This is a genomic window from Paenibacillus sp. TAB_01 (genome assembly GCF_043945595.1).
Classification (GTDB): Bacteria; Bacillota; Bacilli; order Paenibacillales; family NBRC-103111; genus Paenibacillus_S.
Map to the genome: position 1 here is coordinate 2,262,984 of NZ_JBIFNP010000001.1, position 25,642 is coordinate 2,288,625.

General features: G+C 47.9%; 28 protein-coding genes and 3 pseudogenes. 24 read left to right on the forward strand and 7 right to left on the reverse strand.

Translation table 11 applies throughout. From position 1 onward, the window contains the following. Nucleotides 1-90 precede the first annotated feature (90 nt). From smc to ACHHV8_RS10995, 15 genes and pseudogenes are all read left to right on the forward strand, one after another. Nucleotides 91-3,661 (forward strand): annotated as a pseudogene (gene smc / locus ACHHV8_RS10925) (chromosome segregation protein SMC). 47 nt (nucleotides 3,662-3,708) lie between these two features. After that, nucleotides 3,709-4,716: a signal recognition particle-docking protein FtsY gene (gene ftsY / locus ACHHV8_RS10930; RefSeq protein WP_395158292.1), complete on the forward strand. Its 1,008-nt coding sequence runs from the start codon at nucleotides 3,709-3,711 to the stop codon at nucleotides 4,714-4,716. Nucleotides 4,717-4,840: 124 nt separating this feature from the next. Beyond that, on the forward strand, nucleotides 4,841-5,191 hold the full coding sequence (locus ACHHV8_RS10935; protein WP_395158293.1) for a putative DNA-binding protein: 351 nt from the start codon (nucleotides 4,841-4,843) through the stop codon (nucleotides 5,189-5,191). 119 nt (nucleotides 5,192-5,310) lie between these two features. Then, complete coding sequence (gene ffh, locus ACHHV8_RS10940; RefSeq protein WP_395158294.1) at nucleotides 5,311-6,684, forward strand: signal recognition particle protein; 1,374 nt, start codon at nucleotides 5,311-5,313, stop codon at nucleotides 6,682-6,684. Nucleotides 6,685-6,736: 52 nt separating this feature from the next. Continuing rightward, a complete protein-coding gene (gene rpsP, locus ACHHV8_RS10945) occupies nucleotides 6,737-7,009 on the forward strand; it encodes a 30S ribosomal protein S16 (protein ID WP_094016497.1) in 273 nt (90 codons plus the stop codon). 21 nt (nucleotides 7,010-7,030) lie between these two features. Next, nucleotides 7,031-7,261 (forward strand): KH domain-containing protein, encoded by a 231-nt coding sequence (locus ACHHV8_RS10950; RefSeq protein WP_395158295.1) that lies wholly within the window; start codon nucleotides 7,031-7,033, stop codon nucleotides 7,259-7,261. Nucleotides 7,262-7,332: 71 nt separating this feature from the next. Continuing rightward, a pseudogene (rimM, locus tag ACHHV8_RS10955) lies at nucleotides 7,333-7,836 on the forward strand (ribosome maturation factor RimM); the annotation flags it as partial. An 18-nt stretch (nucleotides 7,837-7,854) separates the two neighbouring features. Continuing rightward, complete coding sequence (gene trmD / locus ACHHV8_RS10960) at nucleotides 7,855-8,604, forward strand: tRNA (guanosine(37)-N1)-methyltransferase TrmD (RefSeq protein ID WP_395163472.1); 750 nt, start codon at nucleotides 7,855-7,857, stop codon at nucleotides 8,602-8,604. 260 nt (nucleotides 8,605-8,864) lie between these two features. Continuing rightward, a complete protein-coding gene (rplS, locus tag ACHHV8_RS10965) occupies nucleotides 8,865-9,206 on the forward strand; it encodes a 50S ribosomal protein L19 (RefSeq protein WP_094016501.1) in 342 nt (113 codons plus the stop codon). A 90-nt stretch (nucleotides 9,207-9,296) separates the two neighbouring features. Beyond that, entirely contained in the window at nucleotides 9,297-9,872 is a 576-nt protein-coding gene (gene lepB, locus ACHHV8_RS10970; RefSeq protein ID WP_395158296.1) for a signal peptidase I, read from the forward strand. Between the two features lie 41 nt (nucleotides 9,873-9,913). Further along, nucleotides 9,914-10,814 (forward strand): annotated as a pseudogene (gene ylqF / locus ACHHV8_RS10975) (ribosome biogenesis GTPase YlqF). A gap of 460 nt (nucleotides 10,815-11,274) precedes the next feature. Then, complete coding sequence (locus tag ACHHV8_RS10980; RefSeq protein WP_395158297.1) at nucleotides 11,275-11,886, forward strand: ribonuclease HII; 612 nt, start codon at nucleotides 11,275-11,277, stop codon at nucleotides 11,884-11,886. A 127-nt stretch (nucleotides 11,887-12,013) separates the two neighbouring features. Beyond that, complete coding sequence (locus ACHHV8_RS10985; protein ID WP_395158298.1) at nucleotides 12,014-14,221, forward strand: hypothetical protein; 2,208 nt, start codon at nucleotides 12,014-12,016, stop codon at nucleotides 14,219-14,221. Next, nucleotides 14,218-14,532, forward strand: a complete 315-nt coding sequence (locus tag ACHHV8_RS10990; RefSeq protein ID WP_395158299.1) for an EscU/YscU/HrcU family type III secretion system export apparatus switch protein — start codon at nucleotides 14,218-14,220, stop codon at nucleotides 14,530-14,532. Before ACHHV8_RS10985 ends, ACHHV8_RS10990 begins: the two co-directional genes overlap by 4 nt. Nucleotides 14,533-14,535: 3 nt before the next feature. Further along, the gene (locus tag ACHHV8_RS10995; protein ID WP_395158300.1) at nucleotides 14,536-14,910 is read left to right on the forward strand and encodes a YraN family protein; all 375 of its coding nucleotides are present in this window, start codon (nucleotides 14,536-14,538) and stop codon (nucleotides 14,908-14,910) included. On the opposite strand, the gene ACHHV8_RS11000 is transcribed toward ACHHV8_RS10995, so the two are convergent. The 7 genes from ACHHV8_RS11000 to ACHHV8_RS11030 form a co-directional block, all read right to left on the reverse strand. Continuing rightward, nucleotides 14,907-15,272, reverse strand: a complete 366-nt coding sequence (locus ACHHV8_RS11000; protein ID WP_395163473.1) for a magnesium chelatase subunit ChlI family protein — start codon at nucleotides 15,270-15,272, stop codon at nucleotides 14,907-14,909. The two genes, ACHHV8_RS10995 and ACHHV8_RS11000, sit on opposite strands and share 4 nt — an antisense overlap. 74 nt (nucleotides 15,273-15,346) lie before the next feature. Beyond that, on the reverse strand, nucleotides 15,347-17,371 hold the full coding sequence (locus ACHHV8_RS11005; protein WP_395158301.1) for a recombinase family protein: 2,025 nt from the start codon (nucleotides 17,369-17,371) through the stop codon (nucleotides 15,347-15,349). 87 nt (nucleotides 17,372-17,458) lie between these two features. Next, nucleotides 17,459-17,914 (reverse strand): recombinase family protein, encoded by a 456-nt coding sequence (locus tag ACHHV8_RS11010; protein WP_395158302.1) that lies wholly within the window; start codon nucleotides 17,912-17,914, stop codon nucleotides 17,459-17,461. Next, nucleotides 17,902-18,399, reverse strand: coding sequence for a hypothetical protein (locus ACHHV8_RS11015; RefSeq protein WP_395158303.1), 498 nt, complete (start codon nucleotides 18,397-18,399; stop codon nucleotides 17,902-17,904). Before ACHHV8_RS11015 ends, ACHHV8_RS11010 begins: the two co-directional genes overlap by 13 nt. Beyond that, on the reverse strand, nucleotides 18,389-18,637 hold the full coding sequence (locus ACHHV8_RS11020; protein ID WP_395158304.1) for a hypothetical protein: 249 nt from the start codon (nucleotides 18,635-18,637) through the stop codon (nucleotides 18,389-18,391). Before ACHHV8_RS11020 ends, ACHHV8_RS11015 begins: the two co-directional genes overlap by 11 nt. Nucleotides 18,638-18,807: 170 nt before the next feature. After that, nucleotides 18,808-19,164, reverse strand: a complete 357-nt coding sequence (locus ACHHV8_RS11025; protein WP_395158305.1) for a hypothetical protein — start codon at nucleotides 19,162-19,164, stop codon at nucleotides 18,808-18,810. Further along, nucleotides 19,146-19,460 (reverse strand): hypothetical protein, encoded by a 315-nt coding sequence (locus tag ACHHV8_RS11030; RefSeq protein WP_395158306.1) that lies wholly within the window; start codon nucleotides 19,458-19,460, stop codon nucleotides 19,146-19,148. The genes ACHHV8_RS11025 and ACHHV8_RS11030 overlap by 19 nt, the downstream gene beginning before the upstream one ends. 289 nt (nucleotides 19,461-19,749) lie before the next feature. Between ACHHV8_RS11030 and ACHHV8_RS11035 the strand changes: the two genes are divergently transcribed. The 9 genes from ACHHV8_RS11035 (at nucleotide 19,750) to ACHHV8_RS11075 (ending at nucleotide 25,641) form a co-directional block, all read left to right on the forward strand. After that, the gene (locus ACHHV8_RS11035) at nucleotides 19,750-20,070 is read left to right on the forward strand and encodes a hypothetical protein (protein ID WP_395158307.1); all 321 of its coding nucleotides are present in this window, start codon (nucleotides 19,750-19,752) and stop codon (nucleotides 20,068-20,070) included. A 183-nt stretch (nucleotides 20,071-20,253) separates the two neighbouring features. Further along, the gene (locus ACHHV8_RS11040; protein ID WP_395158308.1) at nucleotides 20,254-20,772 is read left to right on the forward strand and encodes a hypothetical protein; all 519 of its coding nucleotides are present in this window, start codon (nucleotides 20,254-20,256) and stop codon (nucleotides 20,770-20,772) included. Between the two features lie 120 nt (nucleotides 20,773-20,892). Next, nucleotides 20,893-21,156 carry a hypothetical protein gene (locus ACHHV8_RS11045; protein ID WP_395158309.1) on the forward strand — a complete coding sequence of 88 codons (264 nt, stop codon included), beginning with the start codon at nucleotides 20,893-20,895 and terminating at the stop codon, nucleotides 21,154-21,156. Between the two features lie 338 nt (nucleotides 21,157-21,494). Next, the gene (locus ACHHV8_RS11050; RefSeq protein ID WP_395158310.1) at nucleotides 21,495-21,794 is read left to right on the forward strand and encodes a hypothetical protein; all 300 of its coding nucleotides are present in this window, start codon (nucleotides 21,495-21,497) and stop codon (nucleotides 21,792-21,794) included. Nucleotides 21,795-21,928: 134 nt separating this feature from the next. Continuing rightward, the gene (locus ACHHV8_RS11055; RefSeq protein WP_395158311.1) at nucleotides 21,929-23,566 is read left to right on the forward strand and encodes a DNA primase family protein; all 1,638 of its coding nucleotides are present in this window, start codon (nucleotides 21,929-21,931) and stop codon (nucleotides 23,564-23,566) included. Between the two features lie 650 nt (nucleotides 23,567-24,216). Continuing rightward, entirely contained in the window at nucleotides 24,217-24,438 is a 222-nt protein-coding gene (locus ACHHV8_RS11060; protein ID WP_395158312.1) for a hypothetical protein, read from the forward strand. A 93-nt stretch (nucleotides 24,439-24,531) separates the two neighbouring features. Continuing rightward, complete coding sequence (locus ACHHV8_RS11065) at nucleotides 24,532-24,834, forward strand: hypothetical protein (RefSeq protein ID WP_395158313.1); 303 nt, start codon at nucleotides 24,532-24,534, stop codon at nucleotides 24,832-24,834. After that, complete coding sequence (locus tag ACHHV8_RS11070) at nucleotides 24,800-25,117, forward strand: hypothetical protein (protein WP_395158314.1); 318 nt, start codon at nucleotides 24,800-24,802, stop codon at nucleotides 25,115-25,117. The genes ACHHV8_RS11065 and ACHHV8_RS11070 overlap by 35 nt, the downstream gene beginning before the upstream one ends. Nucleotides 25,118-25,338: 221 nt before the next feature. Then, on the forward strand, nucleotides 25,339-25,641 hold the full coding sequence (locus tag ACHHV8_RS11075) for a hypothetical protein (RefSeq protein ID WP_395158315.1): 303 nt from the start codon (nucleotides 25,339-25,341) through the stop codon (nucleotides 25,639-25,641). Nucleotide 25,642: the final 1 nt, after the last annotated feature.

Sequence of the window (25,642 nt, forward strand, 5' to 3'; positions counted from 1 at the left end):
CGGTTTCGCTGCGCGGGCTTCCCGGCACTGGCGGGCCTGGAAGGTATCTACAGCAGGGAATGTGTGGTACAATAACGTTGAGGTGAGACGATGTTTTTAAAGCGTATTGAGCTGTCAGGATTTAAATCGTTTGCCGATCGAACGGAGCTTGAATTCGTCCAAGGCATCACGGCCGTTGTAGGGCCGAATGGCAGCGGTAAGAGCAATATATCCGACGGCATCCGCTGGGTGCTGGGAGAGCAGAGCGCCCGCAGCTTGCGCGGCGGTAAGATGGAGGATATTATTTTTGCCGGCAGTGACGCCCGCAAAGCGGTAAACTATGGCGAAGTCTCGCTAACCCTCGATAATACCGACCAGTCGCTCTCGCTGGACTTTAACGAGGTGACGGTGACGCGCCGGGTGCACCGCAGCGGGGACAGTGAATATTTAATCAATAAGCAGCCGTGCAGGCTGAAGGATATTACCGAGCTGTTCATGGATACGGGGATAGGCAAGGAAGCTTACTCCATCATTGGACAAGGTCGGATTGAAGAAATATTGAGCACGAAATCCGAGGACCGCCGCGGTATTTTTGAAGAAGCGTCGGGTATCGTAAAATATAAATCGCGCAAACGCGAAACGGAAAAAAAACTGCAGGAAACCGAGCAAAATTTGCTGCGGATTCATGATTTGGTGGTAGAGCTGGAGGATCAGATCGAGCCGCTTCGTCTGCAATCCGAGAAGGCGATTCGCTTCAAAGAGCTGAAGGAACAGCTGAAGAGCAGCGAAATCGCCATGTATGTGTATCAAATCGAGCAGATCTATGCTTCTTGAACCGACACGAATGCGAGGCTGGAGAAGCTGAAGGAAGAGCAGCTCGAGCTTGCTGCCATTGTAGGCCAGCATGACGCTCACCTAGAGAAGCACCGCTGGGAAACCCGCCGTCTTGAGGAAGAGATCGAACGCTTGCAGCAGCACTTGCTGCAGCTCAGCGAAGAATTCGAGAAGTGCGAAGGACAAGGCGAGGTATTAAAGGAACGAAAGAAGAACTACGGAGCGAATCAGGCCCAGCTGAAGCAAGCGGTTGCCCAGCAGGAGCAGCGGATGACGGAGAAGCAGGCCGATTTGCAGCAGCTGCAGGAGAAAATCGCTGTCATTTCGACGGAATTGATCCAGTTCCAGGGAAAGCTGAAGGCGGAAGAAGACCGTCTGCTCGGCGTAAGCGGAGGAATCAGCTCCGGCGAGGAAGACCGTCTGAAGGCGGAGCTGCTGGAGATTTTGAACGAAATGGCGAACGCGCGCAACGAAGTGCGCTACGCGGAGCAGCAGAGCGAGGGATTAACTAAGCGGTTGGACAGGCTCGGGGATGAGCACCGTAAATGGAAAGAGCAGCAGCAGAGCATCACGGAGCGCAAACGCGATTTGGAAGAGCGTCTCACGACAGTTGTAGAGCAGATTGCCGAAGCGCGCAACCGTTATCTTGAACTCAGCCAAGGCTTGAAGTCCAAGCAGCTGTTGTCCGAGGAGACGCAGTCGACCGTCCGGAAATGGGAGCAGAAGCTGGATGCGATGGTTTCGCGCCGGGATACGATGCGGGAGATGGCCAACGACTACGACGGTTTTATGCACGGGGTCAAGGAAGTGCTGAAAGCCAAAGACCGCGGTGATCTTCGCGGTATCCGCGGAGCGGTCGCCGAGCTTGTCAAGGTGCCCGCCAATGTCGAAGTCGCGATGGAGACCGCCTTGGGCGGGGCGCTGCAGCACGTAGTGGTGGACAGCGAAGGCAACGGCCGCGATGCGATCGCTTTTCTGAAGCGGCGTCAGCTGGGCCGTGCCACGTTTTTGCCGCTCGATGTCATTCGAGGCCGTTCCATTCCCGAAGGGGAGAAACGGGCGATCGAAGGGATGGAAGGCTTCGTCGGCATCGGCGTCGATTTGGTGCATTTCGACGAAACTTACCGGCAGATCGTCGGAAGCTTGCTCGGCAACGTCATTATTGCCAGCCAGCTTGACATTGCCAACCGGATTGCGGCTAAGGTGCAGTACCGCTACCGCGTTGTGACGCTCGAGGGAGACGTTGTTAATCCCGGCGGATCGATGACCGGGGGAAGCCAGCAGAAAAAATCGACGAATTTGCTGAGCCGTCAGCGTCAAATCGAGGAAATGGACAAAGAAATCGCCGACTCCGAACGTCAGCTTCAGCTGCTTCGGACGAAAGCGGATGCCGTCCGCAAGGAGATCCATACGGAGACGCATACGCTGGAGGAGATTCGCCAAACCGGAGAGACGCTGCGTATCGAAGAACAGCAAATTCGGGCCGGCTTGCAGCCGCTTGAGCATGAAGCCAAGCAGGTCAGCGACCAGCTGGCGCTGTACAGCCAGGATGGCGATGCGCTCGATACCGAGCGCCGCGATCTGGACGGGCGGCGTACGGCTGCGCTGGCCGCGCTGGAGAGACTGCAGGAGCAGGAAACAATCCTGCAGCAGGCAATCCGTGAAGCTGAGCTTGCGCGTAAGGCGGGTGAACTGGCGAAGGAAGAGCTGCAGACGCAGCTGACGGATCTGAAAATTAAAGTCGCTTCCCATTCGCAGGAGAAGCAGCTGCTGCAGGAGCAGGAACGGCGGTCCAGCCTTGAGACGAATGAGCTTAAGAGGGAGCTGGATTTGAACCGCAGTCTGATCCAGCAGCTGGAGCGGGACATGGCCAACCACGAGCAGGAGACGGTTCAGCAGATCGAGCAGTTAAACGATCTCAAGCTGAAGAAACAGCACTGCACCGAGCAGCTGGAGCTCAAACGAGCCGAACGGGCTCAATGGCAGGCCAAGCTGGAGTTCGAAGAGAACAAAACGAGAGAAGAGCGCACGCAGCTTCGCCAGGTTGAGGAGCAGCTTCACCAGACCGAGGTGCGCGTCACCCGTCTCGATGTTGAGCTGGAAACGCTCTTGAAAAAGCTGTCGGACGATTATGAGCTCAGCTTCGAGCTGGCGAAAATCCGTTATCCGGTACCGGAGGACGTGCTCGGACCAGAATCTCGTGCGCGAGCTGAAGCGTGAGATCGCTATTCTGGGAGATGTAAACCTGGGTGCGGTGGAGGAGTTCCAGCGGGTCAACGAGCGCTTCCAGTTTTTGAGCGAGCAAAAGAACGATCTTGTTGAAGCGAAGACGACGTTGTACCAAGTGATCCGGGAAATGGACGAGGAGATGTCCAAACGGTTCCGTACGACGTTCGATGCGATCCGGTCGCACTTCGTGGTTGTATTCGCCAAGCTGTTTGGCGGAGGCCGGGCGGACCTGATTTTGTCCGAGCCGGACAGCCTGCTCGATACGGGGATCGAGATCGTAGCCCAGCCGCCGGGCAAAAAGCTGCAAAACCTGCAGCTGCTGTCGGGAGGCGAGCGCGCTTTGACCGCGATTGCGCTGCTGTTCTCCATTATCCGCGTGAAGCCGGTTCCTTTCTGCGTGCTGGATGAGGTGGAAGCCGCATTGGATGAGGCTAACGTCACACGGTTTGCAGAGTACCTGCGAGAGTTTTCGGAGCAGACACAATTCATCGTGGTAACCCACCGCAAAGGAACGATGGAGGAAGCCGACGTCTTGTACGGAGTCACGATGGAGGAAGGCGGCGTATCTAAGCTCGTATCGGTACGTCTGGAGGAAGACGAAGCGATTATTGCGAGCTGAGTGAGCTGCGGAACAGAATGAATTAGACAAACAGGGGGCTGAAGCCGGTGAGCTTTTTTAAACGATTGAAGGAGAGCATTTCCTCGAAGGCCGAGGCGGTGACGAATAAATTTAAAGAAGGCTTGACAAAGACTCGCGATGTATTCGTAGAACGTGTGGAGGACTTGTTCACCCGCCGCAAAAAGATTGACGAGGAATTTTACGAAGAACTGGAAGAAATTTTGATCGGCGCCGATGTAGGCGTCAATACGGTATTGAAGCTGATCGACGATCTCCGCGCGGAAGTGAAGAAGCGGAAGATCGAGCAGCCGAGCGAGCTGCAGCCGATTTTATCGGAAATGCTGATTCATCTGCTCAAGGGCGACGAGAACACCGATTTGAAGATGGCCGATTCCGGTCCGACGGTCATTTTGTTCGTCGGTGTGAACGGAGTAGGTAAGACGACGACGATCGGGAAGCTGGCGCATCATTTGAAATCGCAGGGCAAGAAGGTTATGCTGGCTGCGGGAGATACGTTCCGCGCAGGAGCGATTGAGCAGCTGGAAGCATGGGGACAGCGCGCAGGTGTGGATGTGATCAAGCAGCAGGCGGGTTCAGACCCGGCGGCTGTCATGTTCGATGCGCTGCATGCGGCCAAAAACCGCGGCGCGGACGTGCTGCTGTGCGATACGGCGGGAAGGCTTCAGAACAAAGTGAATTTGATGGAGGAGCTGAACAAAATTTACCGCGTCATCCGGAGGGAAGTACCGGACGCCCCGCATGAGGTGCTGCTGGTGCTGGACGCAACTACCGGTCAGAACGCGCTCAGCCAAGCAAAGAACTTTGACGAGAAATCCGGTCTGACGGGTCTCGTGCTGACCAAGCTGGACGGCACAGCCAAGGGCGGTATTGTTGTTGCCATTCGTCAGGAGCTGAAGCTGCCGGTCAAGTTCGTCGGACTGGGCGAGAAAATGGACGACCTGCAGCCGTTTGATTCCGACCAATTCGTTCATGCGTTGTTCAGCAAATGGATTCCGGAAGGCGAACAGGAGAGCTCGGAAACGCTGAAATCGTAGCTCGGGCAGCGGTTTTTGAAGTTTTATCGGGGTGACAAGGAAATATGCTTGACATCGTTCTTCATTTTGAGTATTATAATTTCTGTTGCTGTAAAGTGTTTTACCTTAACGGAGGCGAGACACTATGACGGAAGATAACGTACTGATGAAGACGAACCGCATTAACCTGCTGTTTGACTTTTACGAGAAGCTTTTGACCGAGAAGCAGCAAACGTTTTGCAAGCTGTATTTTCATGACGATTATTCCCTTGGCGAAATTGCTGCGGAGTTTCAGATCAGCCGTCAAGCGGTTTATGAGCATATTAAGCGGGCCGAAGCGGTGCTCGAGGATTACGAGACGAAGCTTGCGCTGCTGTCGAAGCATGAGGAGCGCGTCCAGCTGGCAGGCCAGTTTGAAGAGCTTTTCTCAGAGCTTCCGGAGGAACGCCGGAACCAAGCGGGCGCACTGCTTGAGCAATGGCTGACGCTGGATTGAACCTGGTAAGCTTGGCAGTACCGGATGAGCTGATGATTTCAATACTTAACTGGTTTTCGTTTGCATAGATGATGCAGGTACTTACGGAACACAAGGAACGCTTTAGGAGGTGAATTCGTATGGCATTCGATGGATTAGCAACCCGTCTGCAGAATGTATTCAGCAAGCTGAGGGGCAAAGGCAAGCTAACGGAAGACGATGTAAACGAAGCTTTGCGCGAAGTTCGTCTTGCGCTGCTTGAAGCGGATGTCAACTTTAAGGTTGTCAAAGAATTCATCGCCAAGGTGAAGGAACGGGCGATCGGCCAGGAAGTGCTGCAAAGCTTTACACCTGCGATGATCGTTGTCGATATTGTAAACAAAGAACTGACCGATCTGATGGGCGGTACGCAAAGCAAGCTGGCCCGCTCGAATCGGCCGCCGACGGTCATTATGATGGTCGGTCTGCAAGGGGCAGGTAAGACGACAACAACCGGTAAGCTGGCTAAGATGCTTCTCCAGCAGAACCACCGTCCGCTGCTGGCGGCGGGAGATATTTACCGTCCGGCAGCGATCAAGCAGCTGCAGGTGCTCGGTGAGCAGCTCAAGGTGCCCGTATTCTCGATGGGCGACCAGGTCAGTCCGGTCGAGATTGCGAAGAACGCGCTGCAGCACGCCAAGGATCATGGCAATGACTACCTGATCATGGATACGGCGGGACGGCTTCACATCGATGAACAGCTGATGGAAGAGCTGAAGCAGATCGTCGAGGCGATCAAGCCGGATGAGATTTTGCTGATCGTCGATGCTATGACCGGTCAAGAGGCGGTCAATGTCGCGGAGAGCTTCCACAAGCAGCTCGAAATGACAGGCGTCGTCCTGACGAAGCTCGACAGTGATACCCGCGGCGGTGCGGCCATTTCGGTTAAAGCCGTTACCGGCCTGCCGATCAAGTTCGCGGCGATGGGCGAGAAGATGGATGCCCTCGAGCCTTTTTATCCGGACCGGATGGCCTCCAGAATTCTGGGGATGGGGGATGTGCTTACCCTCATTGAGAAGGCGCAGGCAGGCATCGATGCGGAGAAAGCCAAAGAGATGGAACGCAAGATGCGGACCGCCGAGTTTACCTTTGACGATTTCCTCGATCAGATGGAGCAGGTGAAGAAGCTTGGACCTCTCGATCAGATTCTGGACATGCTGCCCGGAGCGAACAAGATGAAGGGCATGAAGGATCTGAAGGTGGACGATAAGCAGATGGCGAGAGTTGCTGCGATTGTGAAATCGATGACGAAGGAAGAGCGGGCGAACCCGGATCTCCTGAGTCCGAGCCGCCGTAAACGGCTTGCTGCGGGAAGCGGCAACTCTGTTCAGGACGTGAACCGGTTCATCAAGCAGTTCGACGATATGCGCAAGATGATGAAGCAGTTCTCCAGCATGATGGGGCCTAAGGGCAACAAAATGATGAAGAACCTGAAGGGCAAGATGGGCAAAGGAATGAAGTTTCCGTTCGGCTAAGCCGTCCGGATGACTATACAGCTTTTATTCTATGATGGAGGTGATTTTCAACATGGCAACACGTATTCGTCTTAAGCGTATTGGTGCTCACAAAGCTCCTTTCTACCGTGTGGTGGTATCGGATTCCCGTTCCCCGCGTGACGGCCGCTTTATCGAAGAGATCGGTACTTACAACCCAGTGGCTAAACCAGCACTTGTAAATATTGATGAAGAGAAAGCATTGAAATGGTTGCAAACAGGTGCTCAAGCTTCTGATACAGTTCGCAGTCTGTTCAGCCAAGCAGGTATCCTGAAGAAGTTCCACGAGTCCAAACTGCAGAAGTAATCTGCAATTTCGGAGGGTGCTATGAAAGATCTAATTACCGTTATCGCTAAGGCGTTGGTGGATCATCCCGAAGAAGTGCAAGTGAAGGCAGTGGAAGATGAGCGCAGCATTACGTTCGAGCTGTCGGTTCATCCCGATGATGTCGGGAAGGTAATCGGCAAGCAGGGACGTATTGCCAAAGCTCTTCGGACCGTCGTCACTTCAGCTGCAGTCAAGGAAAGCAAGCGAGTCTCGGTTGAGATTGTATCATAATGGATACATTGGAGAGTTAGGAGGAATCCTAACTCTTTTCTCGTATCCTGAATTATTGCCGGAGGGGCACAATGAGCGAAAAACTATATACGGTTGGAAAAATTGTCAACACGCACGGTATTCGCGGAGATTTGAAAATTTTTCCGGAAACGGATTTTCCGGATGAGCGGTTTGCCATAGGCAGCGAACTGATATTTTTTGATCCGCAAAGTCAAAAAACATTGCCGGTGGTCGTAGAAGCGGCCCGAGAGCACAAAAAGCTGTTTATCATTAAGTTCAAAGGCTTTCACAACATCAACGAGGTCGAGAAGTATAAGGGCTGGCTGTTGAAGGTGGAAGAACAATATTTGTCGGAGCTGACGAACGACGAATTTTATCACCATGAGATTATCGGCTGTAAGGTTATCACTGACGAAGGAGAAGAGCTCGGCACGATCAGTGAAATTCTGTCTCCCGGGGCCAATGACGTCTGGGTGGTCGAGCGCCCGGCAGGCAAGCCGGTCCTGCTTCCCTATATCGACGATGTCGTGCTGGATGTGGATGTGGAGGCCAAGCTGGTTAAGGTCCATGTGATGGAAGGCTTATTGCAAGCTATGAGGATCGATGTGCTGACCTTATTTCCTGCCATGTTCGACGGCGTGTTTTCCTCGAGCATTTTGGGCAAAGCCCGGGAGAAGGAGATCGTCCGGCTGAACACGGTAAATTTCCGCGATTACGCCAACAATAAGCACAATACGGTGGATGATTATCCGTATGGCGGAGGCGGAGGCATGGTATTGAAGGCGGAGCCGATTTTTTCGGCGGTAGAAGCGCTGACCGAGCCTCTGGCAGCCAAGCCGCGCATTATCCTGATGTGCCCCCAAGGCGAGCCGTTCACTCAGCAGAAGGCGGAGGAGCTGTCCCAAGAGGATCACCTCGTTTTTATTTGCGGTCATTATGAAGGCTACGACGAACGGATCAGGGAGCATCTGGTGACCGATGAATTCTCTATCGGCGATTATGTGCTTACGGGGGGAGAGCTCCCGGCCATGGTGATGATCGACAGCATCGTACGGCTTCTACCGGGCGTGCTGGGCAACGAAACCTCGGCTGTGACGGATTCGTTCAGCACCGGGCTGCTGGAATACCCTCATTATACCCGTCCGGAGCAGTTCCGGGATTGGAAGGTGCCGGATATTCTGCTGTCAGGTCACCATGCGAACATTGAGAAATGGCGCAAGCAGCAGGCGCTGCTCCGCACCTTAAACAAGCGGCCGGATTTGCTGGAAAGCTATCCTTTAACCGCCGCCGAAAAGCGTTGGCTGGAGGAAGAACGGCGCAAGCTGGGACCGTCGGAGACGTAGACGGAACATATCAGAATTATAGCTTTTCGGGGCCCCCGCAAAGTACCTGAGTCCGCTTCAACGCATAAGCCCCACTTTGTGGGGGTATTTTATTAAATCTATGACCAGGCGGGATTATTGCTTGTGTTTCCATAGAGTTTATGCTAATATATACAACGTTGTGGCATTTTTGCCCGATTACGGTGGTCCTCTACGCATGACATCGATGGAATTGACTTCAGAGGCGGAATGAACACCTGTGTGGAAGGAGGGAGTCATACATGAGTTTAATCCAGGAGATTACGAAGGAACAACTTCGCCAAGATTTGCCTAAGTTTCGTCCAGGGGATACAGTTAAGGTACACGTAAAAGTTATCGAGGGATCCCGTGAACGTATTCAGCTGTTCGAAGGTGTTGTTATCAAACGCCGCGGCGGCGGTATCAGCGAAACTTTCACTGTTAGAAAAATTTCTTACGGTGTTGGCGTAGAAAGAACGTTCCCGATTCATTCGCCGAAGATTGATAAGCTTGAGGTGGCTCGCCGTGGTAAAGTTCGTCGCGCGAAGCTGTACTACTTGCGCGGTCTTCGCGGTAAAGCGGCAAGAATTCAAGAGATTCGCTAAGACGAAAACAAACAGGGGCTTGTTTACAAGCTCCTTTTCGTTTTTTCGGAATTCTTTTTACGGGCACATCATGAGAAGGGCAGGTCTATTATGGAGCAGGAACAAACGATGGAGAAGTCAAGTCCGCTGAAGAACGAAGCCTGGGAATGGATCAAGGCGCTGCTCATTGCAGCGGTTCTCGTTTTTTTTATCCGCTGGCTGATCTTTGCTCCGTTTATTGTAGAAGGGCCGTCGATGGAACCCAACTTTTACACCAGTGAGCGCCTGATTGTCAACAAGATTATTTACTCGATACATAAGCCGCAGCATGGCGAAGTGGTTGTATTTCACGCCACGAAGGATAAGGATTACATCAAGCGTGTCATTGCGCTCCCAGGGGAAACGGTGAAAGTCGACGGCGACAAAGTGTATGTGAACGGTCAGCTGGTCGACGAGACTTATTTGAAGAAAGCGTTGGATGACGCCGCAAAAAAAGGGATACCCTATAATACAAGAAATTTCCCGGAAAAAACGGTTCCTGAGGGGGCGGTCTTTGTTATGGGAGACAACCGTTCCAACAGCCAGGACAGCCGTGATATCGGTTTTGTTAAATACGATCAAATTGTAGGACGTGCCGACCTGATTTTCTGGCCTTTCGATAAAATCAGTTTTGTGCATTTCAAGTAAAGTTCTGCAGCATATGTTGAAAGAGAAGCAGAGGTGACCGTATGACGATTCAGTGGTTTCCAGGTCACATGACGAGAGCCCGTCGTCAGATTCAGGAAAAGCTGAAGCTGATCGATGTCGTGATTGAGCTGTTGGATGCGAGAATTCCTTTGTCCAGCAGAAACCCGATGATTGATGAAATATTACAAAACAAGCCCCGGCTGGTGCTGCTGAACAAGCAGGATCTGGCGGATCCGGAAGTAACCGCCCAGTGGGTGGCGTATTTTGCGGAGCAGGGCCTTCAAGCGCTGCCTGTGGATGCCGCTACGGGGAATCAGATGAAGGAAATTATGTCCCGCTGCAAGCAGCTGATGGCCGAGAAAATCGAGAAGCAGCTGAGCAAAGGGATCAAGCCGCGTGCGATCCGCGCTTTAATCGTAGGCATTCCGAATGTCGGAAAATCCACGCTGATCAACCGGCTGGCAGGCCGTAAAATCGCGGCTACCGGGGATAAACCCGGCGTCACGAAAGGTCAGCAGTGGATCAAGGTCGGCACGGAGATGGAGCTGCTCGATACGCCTGGGATTTTATGGCCGAAGTTTGAGGGACCAGCAGGTGGGCATGAGGCTCGCGGCAACCGGAGCGATCAAAGAAGAAATTTTATACCCCGAAGAAGTGGCCTTATTCGCGGTACGCTACTTGGCAGGCCATTACGGAGCTTCGCTGCAGGAGCGCTTTGGCATCGCGAAGCTGCCTGAGGATCCGGGCGATACCGAGGCTATTATTGAGGTCATGGAAGCGATAGGCCGCAAGCGCGGGGCTTTGCTGAGCGGAGGCCGCGTCGACTTGGAAAAGGCGTCGTTAACCATCTTGCGCGAGCTTCGCGCCGGAAAGATGGGACGGGTCAGCCTGGAAGCGCCAAGCGATATTCCCGTTTTGGACATGGAGCCGGAAAGCCGTTAACCGAAGCATGTAATTGATTTGAAAAGAGTCGTCCCGGCGGCGGTCACTGAAAAACTTACGGAGGGTACGGAAATGTTCTGTAGAAGCGTAACCGTTCGCCTTTGTCCTTGGATTTCAACCGCTACAAGCGGAACATAATCAGAGAAATACAGGGACAACAGCGATCGGAAGAATGTTCCGTACTCGTAGCAATGACTTTTTCAGTGGCCTCCCCGGCGGGCGGCTTCTTTTTTTGTTCAATAATAGTGCCTACGCATACATTCTGAAAGTCTCGCTAAGAGAGGCCGTTATGGAAGGATAGCATGTCCGATGCGTTAAGAGCGGGCTTGGAACGCGGCGATAGTTTATGCAAAGTTTGCCTTTGGAGAAAACATATCCGTTTCTGACGAATTCTAGTATAATGAAGTGCAGGTTTTAACAGATTGGGAGAGTAGAAAGCCGGGAAGGAAGATCAGAGCGCATGCTGTTGGAATATGAGCAGTCATTATGGAATCAGGGCAGGAGCGCGATTGCGGGTGTCGATGAAGTAGGCCGGGGCTGTCTGTTCGGCGATGTTGTCGCTGCGGCGGTCATTTTGCCGGAAGGACTTGTGCTTGAAGAAGTGAACGATTCGAAGAAGCTGTCTGAGAAGAAGCGCGAGAAATTGTTCGAAACGATCCAACAGGAAGCCGTGGCGATAGGTATCGGCATTGTGGATGTAAGAACGATTGAGACGATAAATATAAAGCAGGCGGCGCGGTTGGCCATGAAGCAAGCAGTGGAGCAGCTTGTAGCAACACCCGATTACTTGCTGGTGGATGCGGAGCGGGTTGACAGTCCTATCGAGCAGATGGCCGTCATTCACGGAGATGCGCTGAGCCAATCGATAGCGGCCGCTTCGATCATTGCCAAAGTAACGCGCGACCGCATGTGCCTGCAATGGGATCTGCAATATCCTGAGTACGGCATCGGATTACATAAGGGGTACGCTACCAAGCTGCACCGGGAAAGGATCGCCGAATACGGTCCGTCGCCGCTGCATCGCAAAACGTTTTTGAAGAACATACTGGCAGAGCAGCAGCTGTTATTTTAGCGGAGCGGGCTGCTGATGGAGAAGGGCTGGCTTGAGCAAAGCCGGTCCTTTATTTTCGGAGCCCCGCTGCCGATAAACAATATATACGTATGTGTAACGCCATAGAAAGGTCGGGAGGAATGCACCCGTGAATATAAGCGGTTTGATACGAAGCTTTGTTGGCGGCGATCTGCAGGCAGCCGAGCCGAAGAAGCTGGAGCTTAAGGCAGGAGAGGTCGTCAAGGGAGTTGTGCAGCAGCAGCTGCCGAATGATGAGGCCATACTGAACATCAGCGGCGTGCAGGTAAGGGCCAAGCTGGAGACTCCGTTGAAGCAAGGCGAGGTGACGATGCTTCAGGTGCAGCCGGAATCAAGCTCGGAACAGATCGTCTTGAAGCCGCTAAGCGGGTCCAGTGTGCAAATAGCGGACAGCTCCATGTCCGAGCTGATGAAAAATATCGGTCTGCCGGATACGGCGGCAAACCGCCAGCTGGTGCAGGCACTGCATCAGGCCGGAATTCCTTTGGCGAAGGAGACGATTCAAGCGTTTGCCGAGCTGCAGACGAAAATGCCGGAAACCCTAAAGCAGGAAGAATGGCTGCCTTCGGCTATTATCGCGTTTCAAAAAGGGCTGCCGCTTACGCCGGACAGTGTCTCGGCTGTCCGGCAAGCGACCACAGGCCCTGCTTTTCATGAGACGCTGCGGCAGCTGGACACGCAGATCACCGCATTGCTTCAAGGCGGTGAGGGTTTATCGGCTTCCTCCAAGTCGGCATTGGAAGCATTTCAACAAATATTGGGTGAGATGAAGTCGGTTTCCGGGCAGGTGATGCGGCCATCAGACGGGGCAGCGGCCCTGAAGGAGTCTGCGGAAGGCATGGGAAACCCGGTGCCTGGGGCAGGTACATCTAAAGGCTCAGACGGAACGGCAGGCCGTCTGACAGCGTCTTTGGACGGTGCTGCTGTGGGAAAGCAGGCGAATCCCGGAAGCCTGGGAGGCAGCCCAGCCGCTGCAGGAGCTGCAGCGGCTGGGGCACTGGAGGCGGTTGGAGCCGATCAGGAGGGCCAAACCGCCGCAGGCTTGAGCCTGCCTGAAGCGGTTGAAGAAGCCGCCGCGGAGCCAAGACGGCAAGGGCAGGCGCCGCCGGCCGGCACAGCGGCTCAAGCTGCTAGCGCTGGGGCTGCGGCAGCTGCGGGCAGAGGCGTGCCTGCAGCCGCGCCAGGCGGCGTGACGCTCCAGGGGCACGAGCCCGATCCGGCGGGATCGGGCGGTGGCCAGGCGGCCCCGGCTGCGGGCGACGAAGGAGCGGCTCCCGGCGGTGCCGCCGCCCCAAGGCAGGAGCCGGCGATGCCGGCCGCGCCGCAGGGAAGCGCTGGAGCGGGCGAAGCGCCTTCGGCCCGCAGGCCCGATGCCGCGGGGATGACGCCTGAAGCTCCGGCGGCAGCCGCTGCGGATCCGAACGGCGCGGAGCCGGCGGCCGACACGGCGGGCCGAGCGTCTGGGGCCGACGGCCAGGAGGCTGCCGTTAAGAGCGGCGCTGCTGCGGATTCGCGCACTCAAGCTTCGAACCCGAACGGGGGTGCGGCGGCAGACGGAAGCGAGGGGCATTGGCTATCGCGGCTGGTGAAATCTTTGGGCATAGAGCATGAGAGCAGCCTGTTCAAGCTGCCGGAGCACGGTCGAAGCCAGGCACCGATGCAGGCGGACCACGACGGGGCTGGCGGTGGTATTCCGGTACTGGCGCAGGGCCAGGGAAGTTCGCCGGAGTCGTCGAGGATGACGGAGACCTTAAAAGGCGCGCTGCTGCAAATGATGCAGGCGGACGATATTCCCGCTTCCTTGAAGGAAACGGCGCAGCAAGCGGTGCAGCACATTACGGGCCAGCAACTGCTGCTGAATTCAGATAAAGCGTCCATGTTTTCGCATATTACTTTGTTCGTGCCGTTGCTCAACGCGAATGGAGAGCAGACGGCGGCGATTCATATTCAATCCCGCAAAGGGAAGCGGGGCGAGATTGACGCGCGCAACTGCCGTCTCGTTTTTGATCTCAGAATGAAAACCTTGGGCGACACCATGGTCGACGTTCAGGTGGTCGATCGTATTGTCAGCCTTCAAGTCCATAATAATCAGCCTTATATTCCAGCGCTGCTGGAGGCGCGCAGGGACGATATCGCGGCAAGTCTTTCAAAGATCGGCTACCAGTTTATCTCTATAAAATGCAGTCCTTATCCTGAATTAAGGCAGGCTGGCTCTTTATCCGGCGATTCGGATAAGAGGGATACCGCAACTGTGCCTGTGCCGCTGCAATCGGTATATGGCAGCAAACCATACAGGGGAATGGATGTTCGTGTATGAAGGATCCAAGGATGAAGCAGGAGCAGACGCCCTATCCGATAAAAAAAGCGGTCGCTCTGAAATATTCCCCCGATCAGTCCAAGGCGCCGACCATCGTCGCCAAGGGCAAGGGGCAAATTGCGGAAACGATTATGAAGAAGGCACAGGAAAACGGCGTGGCTATCCAGGAGGACGCCTCGCTGGTGGAGGTATTGTCGAAGCTGGAGCTGGATCAGGAGATCCCTCCTGAGCTGTACAACCTCGTTGCCGAAATTTTAACCTTCATTTATCGCTCGGATCAGCGGGCCAAGGAAGCGGGGGCGAGGTACTGATCTATGAAAGAGACAGGCTTGAACCGCAAGCAATTAGGCGCTTTGGGAGAAGAGAGAGCGGCGCAGTATTTGGAGGGCCTCGGCTACCGGATCCGGGAGCGGAATTGGCGCTGCCGGACCGGAGAGATCGACATCATCGCTGAAAGCGGCCCGCTTCTCATATTTGTTGAGGTCCGCACACGAAGCGGAAACCGGGCTTTCGGCACGCCGCAGGAGTCGGTCGATTACCGGAAGCAGCAGCAGGTAGCGGGTACCGCGCAGGTTTATATCCACCGCTGCCAGCTTCAGGAGCTGCAGCCGAGATTCGATGTAATATCCGTCATGACCGATAAAGCAGGCGGCAGCATTTCCATAGAGCATTTCGAGAACGCATTCTAGCGGGGGAAGCCTGCGGAATGCGTTTTTTTGTCCAGGCTGCGGTACTGGAGCGCCTCCGCGAGATGAGGGGTGTCCAGTGTGTCGCTGCCGTCCAAATCGGCAATGGTGCGGGCGATTTTCAGAATCCGGTCATAGGCCCGAACACTCAGTCCGAGCACCTCGAACGATTTGCGCAGCAGTGTCTCCGCTTCCTTATGCAGCCTGCAATGAGCGCGCAGAAGCTTGCCTTGCAGCTCGCCGTTAAATGTAATCCCCATTTGCCGGTATCGCTCCAGCTGGAGCCGGCGCGCCCCGTCCACCTGCACTTTCATTTCTGCGGAGGAGAGCTGAGGCTGCGCCTCCAGGATTTGATTGTAGTCCATACGTGGGACTTCTACCTGCAGGTCGATGCGGTCGAGCAGCGGAACGGAAATTTTGGAGCGGTAATGCTCGATCTTCAAGGGACTGCACGTGCAGGGGTGAGCCGTTGTCTCCGCCCCATAATAGCCGCATGGGCAAGGGGGTGTGCCGGTATCACCAACAAATCGCCGTTTTCGGCATTTTTAGAGGCAATACCGGCCAAATCAAAAGGGACGGCTTCCTCCACCAATCTCTTGTTATATTCTTCAAGCACATATGCCACTGTTTGAAGAACAGTTCCTTCATCCTCCGTAAGTTCTTTCTTATCCCACAAATACGAAAGCATGTACAGAAGTTTTCTATGATCAACTTCTTCTGCTATGTTTCCTTTAACCCGCTCAATCAGTCTTTGTTGTTTCTCAAACTCTGCTTTCTTTACTTTTTCATCATCAGGATTGTCAACCTCAACTCGGATATCCCTCTTGGCAAATTTTAAATGAATAACAACCTTGTCTTTGTAATAGAAGACACATTCAATAATTGTTTCTAGATATCTTCGTAAGACAGGTCTTTGTTCATCAGCAATCAACTCAGGTGTCTTTAAAAGCATTCCCACTAATTCATGCAGGTTAATTTTCTTAACAGAAGCACTTTCTTGCCCTTTAACGAACAGTTCTTTTTCTTTCTTTACCTTTTGCAATTCATTTTCTTTTTCATCAATCGATTCCATGAACCTCCGTTTTACATTTTCACTTGTAGTGTAACGAAAACTATCCATGTCTTTTTCAATTTCATCATTTAGGACACGAATACGATTCTCTAAACCACTAAGTTTATTAATGTAATTTTGTTCGCGATCCTTATTGTTCTCCTGATGTTCTGCAATGGTTTTAATGATAGCCAGGATTGTTGCTGTATTTCCAAAAAGTCGCAAGACTACATCATCGATCACACGGCACGGAACATTGTCTTTGTTGTCACATGCTGCTCCAAGGGAAGAATGTGTTCGGCAATAGTAATAGTGATGAATAGTCTGTGTGGTTGAACCCCGTTCTTTTCGGCCTGTCATTGCATAACTGCAACATCCACATCTTAATAATCCTGACAAAAGGTAAGGAGAGTTGAAGCGCCGTGGCTCGTATTCTTTCCGTTCCTTTGGGTTTCTTGATTTTCTAATATGCTGTGCTTTAAACCAAGTTTCTAAATCAACTAGGGGAGGAAAGTCTGGTTCCTTACCCTCAAGAAAATTATTGCTCCAAATCCATTCGGATTCGGGCAATTTCCTGTGTTTTATTTTTGAAACCTTTTCCCTTGTTTTGCAAGCGTAGCCTGTGGCCTGTGTGGAACTTAAGATCCTAACAATTTTGCTTTTGTTCCACTTCAGAACGGATTTTCCGTCCATAAGATCTTTTGCTTTTCCTTTTCGATATTTTTTTACTGCTTCAACATCGACAAGGTGAGAATAATTTTGATTAAGAAAACGAACAATTTCCATATCAGTTACATTATCTTCCGTATACATTTTATATATCAGCCGGACAAGTTCAACCTTTTCCATATCGTCATATTCGTAGGATGTTCGTGTTACTTCCTTATCACCGATACGAAACTTTATTTTGCATTTTTTTAGCGCAAACATTGCTGGCGATCCTATCGAGTGGCCATCGGCCACCATCTTATTGAAATTAGCCTTTACTGTTGCCCGGATATCCTCCCTCTGTTGGTGAGCGAACATGGCCTTAAAAATGCTGTACATACTGTTGTAGTTCCAATTTCGTAAATCGATGTTATTGTTATCCTCTGCTGTCCAGAGGTTAACTTGTTGTGCCTGAAGTTGTCTTGTCATGTCTATGAAGTCGAAAAAGTCCCGTGTGTACCGGCTTAAATTCCAAAACACAATTGTTTTAATGTTTAGTTTTTGAATATCCATCAGCATACGGTTAAATTCAGGGCGACCAACCATGCTCCCGCCGCTGACGTCGATATCCCTATATATCTCGTACACTTCCCAACCATTTCTATGTGCAAAAGAACGAATTGCATCTGCTTGTTGCTCAGGGCTGACTTTTTCACCTGTCTTGTCAACGGATACGCGAACATATCCTACACAGTAAACTGCCATCAAAATCTCCTCCTCGTTGTGTTAATGAATGCTATGATTTTCCTCCTTGCGGATATATGTTGTGGGGGAAAAGAGAACCCCTCGGCTTCAAGGGGTCTGTGCTGCTTTCTTCTTTCTATATATTTCTTTCATCCTTTGGCTGTGTTCAGAACGTCGTTCAGATGTCCACCATGATTTAGCAATCTTACTCATTTTTTCTCTATCATATTTATTTAGAATGGCAATCATGGACTTCATATGGTCATCTAGTTCAGAACTAGGAGGCGTTAACTGCTCCCTTGTTTGAGCAAGATATACAATCAAGTTTTCTTGAACGATTAAATCTAAAAACTTATAGTAAACAAACATGTCTCTTGTAATACGACTAAGGTCGAAAAAAACGATTGTTTTTTCGTTAAATGAACTGAAATCAACTTGCTGAATGTCACTGAACTCTATGAATATGGGAGTAAAACCCTTCATTTCGCAGAACTTATTGATTTCTACTTTTTGTTGCTGAATTTGTTCCTCCGACTTACCTCTAAGCAATGCTAAAACTTGCATGCAATAGTTCCCTCCTTGTCGCTTGTACGGTCTTTGACTTGCCAAGAAATATTATGAAAGAAGTTGGATACTTGGATATTGTTAAATTCAGTTACACCAACAGATTTTAAATAGCCTTTACAGACTTTGTAGAAAGAGAATGAATGCACAACCTCCATGCCATAATCAGAGAATAAAATGCAGGCATCCTTTTTAATAAGTTCCCTCACATTTTTCAATGAACCAATGTGCGATGGATTAGGCATAATAATAAGGAAACCTTTTGGTAGTCTTTGGACAAACTGTTCAAACAAAATGTTGCTACCTACCGGCTCCAATGCCCAAATAGAAGGGGCAATTGTCATGTCATGATTTTCAATTGCTTTATTTATCTTTGAAATCTCATTTTTGGCTTTTATTGCTTTCTGTTTCGTGTCTCTAAAGTAAATCAGTGACATATTAGTATTTTCGTTTTTACGATTAAAAGCACCAAAGTTATTTATCATCGTTTTCTTCCTCCTTATTTGCTTTTTCAATCAATTCATTTGCTTCTTCACGGGTAATCGAAAGGACTGGAGTATAATGCTTTTCCAATGCCTCCGTAATCGTTAATTCCACTCCACGGAGTAATGCTTCTGTTAAACTGAGTTGAATCAATCCTTTGTCCTTCAATAAATTGAAGTTTTGATGAGTGTTTCTAGGAATGCGGATACTAACTTGGATGGACTTACTGTTGCTTGTCATCTTGATTCCTCGCTTTCTATTTTTAGTCTAACCAAATTATCATTTCGAATACTCAATTTGACTATTCAAACTGACTACTCACTTTGTATATACAGTTAAACGCGGCACTAATAAAAAAGTTGCGTGGGGTCTCAAAACTTTTTTGAAAAATAAAAAAGTAGGCTTTTCGCCTACGTAACTGTGTATGTGTATGTTGGCCGTTCTTCGTTAATTAGTGCTCCCATGTGGTCTTTCACCGTAAACACTGATCCTGCAGGATAGTGCATTTCTCCTCGAGCAAACATGTAGAATTGCTGCTGGAACTGTATAATCAATTCGTAAAATTCATCTTTACATTTTTCAAGAGAGTGCCCGTCCCAGAGCAAAAGTAGCATAGGGCTTCGTTCCAACAATTCTCGTTTAAGATCGGCAACGGTGTGGGCGAAAGCAACAATTTTATAACCAAGATGGCCGGTTAACTTTCGGATGTTGTCCAGTTGTTCTTGTGGTACAGATGGAATAAAAAACACTACCTCGTTGATTCCCATTCAATCTCCTCCTTGATATTGTTTAATATGTTGAAGTCCTCTAAATGCACATGAAACCACTTCCGTTGTCCTACAGCCATAACCAACCGAAGTTTCTCTACGTTGTTCCAGTTTGCATTGAAATCCTTAATGGCAATTACTTTAATATCTTGTTCCTGCAAGATACTCTTAAGTTCATCAACACCTCTTGCTGTACCAACATATCTAAATCCTCTAGCCGCAAACTGTTCTTTTACTTCAAGAATTTCATGTCTCCTCATATTAAAAAGGGGATAGAACCCAACGGCCTTAATCACAGAAGCACCTCCATACCTCATTATAAAACGAGAACGTGTTTTTGGTCCATAGCGATGCGCGTCGAAAAATATAACAAATACGGGATTAGACAGTTGATGAAAAATAAAATAAAATTATTGGAGAAATAAAAAGGATATTTAACTTGGAAGTATAAATATAGAGTGTAAACTAAATTTGAATACTTAAACACACAACACCAACACACCCACTGGAGCCGCGACCTCCTAAAATTTAGTTACACGCGGCTCCTAAAGGTGTGTTTTTTATTTACGGAAAGGAGTGATTACGATGGTAGGCTACGAGTTCAGCAAAAAAGGCTTGCTTGCCCAGGCAAAGGATTTCCATTCCCTCAGCGAAGATGTAATGGAACAAGAATATGGATTGGTAAAGGTGAAGTCTCGAAACGGAAAGCCGCTAAAAATCGAGGGTTACAACGTCTACAGAAGATACCTTGCGGATCTCGATGATTGGGAGTTCAAATACGTAAGCAAGTCTGGAAGAAAGACATTGCGAAACATGAAGTTTCAGGACTGGGAGTTAATTAAGGAAGTCGGAAAGCCCATTGCACCTCATGCAAACTTTATAAATTACTTGAATGCTGCGGGGTAAAATAATGCTCCGCACCATTCAAAGAATATTTATATTTTTTCTATTTTTTATCGGAGAAAAAAGCAGGAGGTTATCAAGAAAAGTTTAAATGTATAAGTGTAAGCAATGAGAACGAATGTTCTGTAATGGGTTATGTCTTAATCCCACATACAAAAAGCACCGCATAGGGAGGGGAAATGAATTATGAAAGATATTAAGTTTGAAACATTTACGAAGGAATTTGAAGGTAGAAAGGTGATTTTCGAGGTTGCTGCAAAAGAAGATAATCATGGTGGTATATATCTCATCATTAAAGGAACTGGACATAGCAAATTTGAAAAGGAAGTAGTAACAGCCGTTATAGAAAAGAATGGAGTTTACTATTACAAATATGGAACTGTTGGAATTAGTTCTCCTAACGCAAATAAAGCAATTGTTTTTAGAGATAACATTCAAGATGAGATTGACAGAATGACAGTTTTCTTCAGTCCTCAAACGGTCTGCTGGACAGTACCTAGTTTTAGATTAGAAAGCAGTGTTGATAAAAGAATCTTTAATCTTCTTTTGAGCAATGGACTATACAAACAAGAATATGACGAAGAAACTGAAAGCCGTTTTTCTGGTTGGGCAATAAACGGTGAAGAAAAGTTTACAGAGGTAAAAAGAGAATTAGAAGCAATAGGATATAAAGTTTTATTAGGTAAACAAGTGAAAATTAAATAATCACATTTGGCTCGGTTGGGTTATCCATTTGGACACCAACGGAGCCCTTGGTAGTACAAGGGTTATGTCTTTATCCCTTCTACAAAAAAAGCGCCGCATAGCGAAAGGGGAATGATTTATATGTTATTAAAAAATCAAGCAGTAAAGGTAAGTTCAAATGGAGGTACTAAAAATATCAGTTTTGGAATGTTGAGACACTACTACAAAATGGGAGAACACAAAAGCGAAATGTTCCACAATGGAAGATGGACAATCATTTTTTGGTTGGATAAAGGTACTAAGTTCGTAACAGCAAGCCTCGGTGAAGGTGAACACGATTTTGTAACTTCGGAAGACACTTACTACGATAGCGAAATTGCAATTTACGATAGTATTACAGCCTAAAAACCGAAAACCAACCCCGTGAGTAGGGGGTGGCGCATATGACAGAGTTTTTGCAACTAAAGACAAACCGGGTGGTTCCGCATAGCCGCCACTGGCAATACTGATGTTGAGGTGATAGACATGTTCAAGTTCATGTTCGCAGTAGTAGTAACAGTAAATATCCTTGCTGTTGCAAGTTTGTTCCTGTACTTTGCAAAATTCACTGCCAACCAACAAAATTTAGTATTCCAGGCTGTTCTCGTCTTGCTGCTTACCATCATGTTGGTAAGTTACATAAAACTGATAGTAGCGCATGTAAAGTATGCTAGAGAGAACTATTAAAAAAGGAGGAGATAATCATGCAAAATGTTTTAACACTTAAATTGCTCGACATTAACTACTACGTAATGGCTCACACTGACGAAGAGGACGAAATTCAGTTCATTTCTGTCACAACCATTAATCCGCTAACCATGAAGAGTCAGCGGGAAAATTATTTCGACCTAGATGATTTCAGAAGCATCTTCATTTACGGGAAGTTGAAGAACCTTTGGAATGATTATCAATTCAAAAAAGTTGAAAACAAAAGCAGGGTTTACAACGAAATAAACGAAGCAAAGAGACAACTGAATTGGTTCGTTGATATTATGAAGATTTAAATGCAAGAACTTACTTAGATAGACAGTCCCGCTTCACTAAAGACAGAACAGGTGGCATCGCATAGCCCACCAAGGAGACAAACACAACAGTTCAATAAAGCACGTTCTCCCTTATCGAAAGGAGAGCGATATATATGAATAAAATTAATTTACCGGCATTCGACGATATGCCAACAAAAAAGGTGTCCAACTTCCAAGGTGTTGAGTTTAACACCAGACCGGTTCCCGCTCCTACAGAGGAACTGATTGAAGAGGAAGTTGAAGAAGTAACTACTGTTGAAAGCAAGCCACAGGAAAGCAATGTGGTTAACATAAACACAGCAACAAAAGGATCAAGTAAAAAAATAAAAAAAGAAAAGAAGGAATTAGACACTTCAGAACGATTAGAGTACTACAAATACAACGAAGACGGTGAGGTTGTTGGAATTAATACCGGTCTCTACGTTGAGAGTATTGCTTTCAGAGTACCCGCGATATCCGTTCACGGCGATTTTTACCTCTACAAAAACGGTTACTATCAAAAATGTGATGAAGAGGACGCATTAGAGTTTTTAACTGGAAGTATTCACCCGGCCGTGAGAACATACGGCACGATGAGCGATATAAGCAAGCAATGGCATGTGCATTACCATATCAGAAAGAAGCCGCACCAAGTCAACGCAGACCCCTACAAACTCAATTTGACGAACGGTATTTACAACTTAGCAACGGGGGAGTTCGCAGAAGGGCATTCCGCAAATGACCTAATGACACATAGAGTCCATGCGAACTACAATCCAAATCTATCTCAAAAAGATGGTGAGGTATGGCATAAGTTTTTAGACTATGCTTTACCAGATAAGCATACCCAAATGGTTCTTCAAGAGGTCATGGGGTACTGTGTCACACAGTTTGTGGATGCTAAGAAATTTTTCGTTTTTGACGGTATCTCAAATAGTGGTAAGTCTAAGATTATTGAATTCCTTGTTAAGTTGTTAGACCCAACGAATGTGAGCCATGTGCCAATTCAAGATTTAAAGGGATTTAATTTGGCAGAACTACATAATAAGTTGCTTAATACCTTCGCTGATCTACCTGCTAAACCAATAGATGACGCAAACCTAATTAAGATAATGACCGGGGACGATGACGCTTCTGCAGAAAGAAAATTTAAAACAAGAATTAGTTTTAAGAATATTGCTAAAATGCTTTTCTCCACAAATGGAATGCCTAAAAATTATGGGGACAAGAGTACAGCGTTCTATAACCGTCTTATTATTATTCCTTTCAACAATGCAGTAACTAAGGAAAATAGGGATAAAGACCTTCCATACAAATTACAAAAAGAAAAAGATTATATCTTTATGTGGATGCTTGAAGGTCTTGAAAGATTGATTGAAAATGGATTCGTTTTTACAGAAGCCGATGAAATCAATTCTGCTGTAAAAAACTACATGGAAGACGGTAACACGGTTATCCAGTTCGTAAAAGACAAGTGCAGCATTCAGGAAGACAAAAAAATGCAATCATTACTGTTATTTAAAGACTACAAGAAGTATTGCAAAGATGAATTAGGCATAGATGGAATGGGCAAGAACAACTTCTTTAGAGAACTAAAAGAAAAGTTCCCTGAACTTCGTTATTATAAGAGCGGGCCTGATTACTACTTTAAAGGTATTATTTTTGGCAAGACAAAGGAACAGGAAGCAAAAGAGGCTGCGGAAATCTTCAACGAAGAATTGGACGAAGCAATGGAAGCATTAGGAGTAAAAGCACCAAAATTAGAGTTTTAATAACAAGAGGGCTGTGGAAACGGCTCTCTTTTCTTTTACTCTAAAAACTCTAAAAGTTGCTCTATTTTTGGAGTATGCTCTATTTTCGAAAATCACTTTTAGAGCATGGGTCGAGGCTGAAAACCCTTGATACATAAGGATTTTTTTATAAAAACTCTAAAACTCTATTTTTATTTCGAAATCTAAATATAGAAATTTGCTTATTTAAACAACAGCAATAGAAGGAGGTAAATACATAATTCTATTTTATATAAATGGATTTGCGATAATTTTTAGAGTTTTAGAGTTTCAGCCTTAAACCCCTTGATATATAAGGGTTTTGCTAACTCTATTTTTATTTTCAGTTTTAGAGTTGCTCTAAAAGTAACTCTGTTTTTAGAGTTTTTACCTTTGGATAGGAATTAAGACAAGATTCCGTCTTCGATGAAAAAGACGATGAAAAAACAGCCGCTAGAATTGAGCATAGGGACTTTAGGCATCCTTAACGCTACATCTTGTATTCTGATATCTGGAGGTTGCAATAAAAACAGATGCACGCTATCATACATCAACAATATTTTCCAATGACAAGGAGTGATAGTATGTGTCTCGAATGCTCAACCGAACGAAGCCCAATATATCCTATGGCTGTCTATAAGGCCACCAAACGAATGGAGCAGTCCACAATCACCAACCCGCTCCGAATTAACGGAATAATCCTGCATGAGGTGTCCAGGCACGGCTACAACCTCTACAAAGACCATGTGGAGTGGTTTGACGAAGGTAGCGAAACATGGATAGCAGCGGAGATACCGGCTGTTGTTTGGTTCATGGAGAGTGCTGCTGAAATCGTGAATTATCTAGATGATTATTTTAATTTTTTGGAAGTGTGAGTCCCGCTTCACATGGGAGGAAAAACAAGGATATGGCCGGTTGACCGCCAATTAATAAGTAAATCATTTACCTACGAAAGGTGGCTAATCGGCATGGCAAAACTTGTGCTAGAAAACGAAGAAATTGAACAACTTACAGAAGCGGGACACACACTTTATATAACCGTAAAGCACTTTACGACCCATTCGGTCTTTTTAAACCGTGTGGTTGCACCCGATGGTGCTGAATTGCTTAATATCCGTAGTTGGGAAGCCCTACCCTCTATGCTTGTTCTTGCGAAAATCTACACTGAGTACAATAAGACTTCCCAACTTGAAATGCTGAAGGAAGTATTTGACGAAATAAAGGAGGATTTTATCGATGAACATGGATCTCAACCGGTTTGGGAATTTTAACAGAACCAGAGTGTTGGAACTCGTAATGCAACAATATAAGGTATACATAGTTAAAAGCGAAAACATCCTTCGACCAGTCGAAACGAACTATATGTACTTCTTAACAAATACTATTCAAACGGTTGAAGGACAACTGTTTGAGGAACTGATTGATTTCCATTACACTGTAATTCCAGATGACGTTTGGTGCTATGTACTAGCAAGTCATGTTAATTTCGTTCCTGAACCTGACGATCAGTTTATCGAATCAATGATGCTCGAAATAAATGCCCTCATATCATAAGCGGCGGGAAACCCTCCCCTGCTTCTTTTTTTGTCCATATATTGGAGATAAAAATAAGATAAAAAAAGAGTAAGAAAATAAAGGAGATCGTATAGATTTGTTTAAATAATGAGTAAATAATAAAATAACCAATAAACTCAACCAACACACCCATTAACCCGCTTCCATGCGGGTAGATCGGTGTGTTTTCGTTTTTCATAAAGCATAAGGAGGCGATACATATGAAAAATAAAAAAGTAAAAGTATCACATGAAGGGTTCGTGTTGGAAGTTGAATTGCTTCCACACAGCAAAAAAGAACAAAAGAAGACAGGAAGAAAATATTACTTTTCTTGCTTGTTGTACAAGGTGCGGGGACGTTTTGAAATTATTGCTCAAACCACCTACTTCCCGTCCATTAAGGACAATGCTTCATTCTTGGCTTATACCAAGAGTTTGGACATTCTGGAAGCATTGTATGAAGATGCAGAGTTTGAAGTAGTTGGTCTGTTAGCAGCAGAGGAGCAAGAACCAAAAGTAGTGTAAT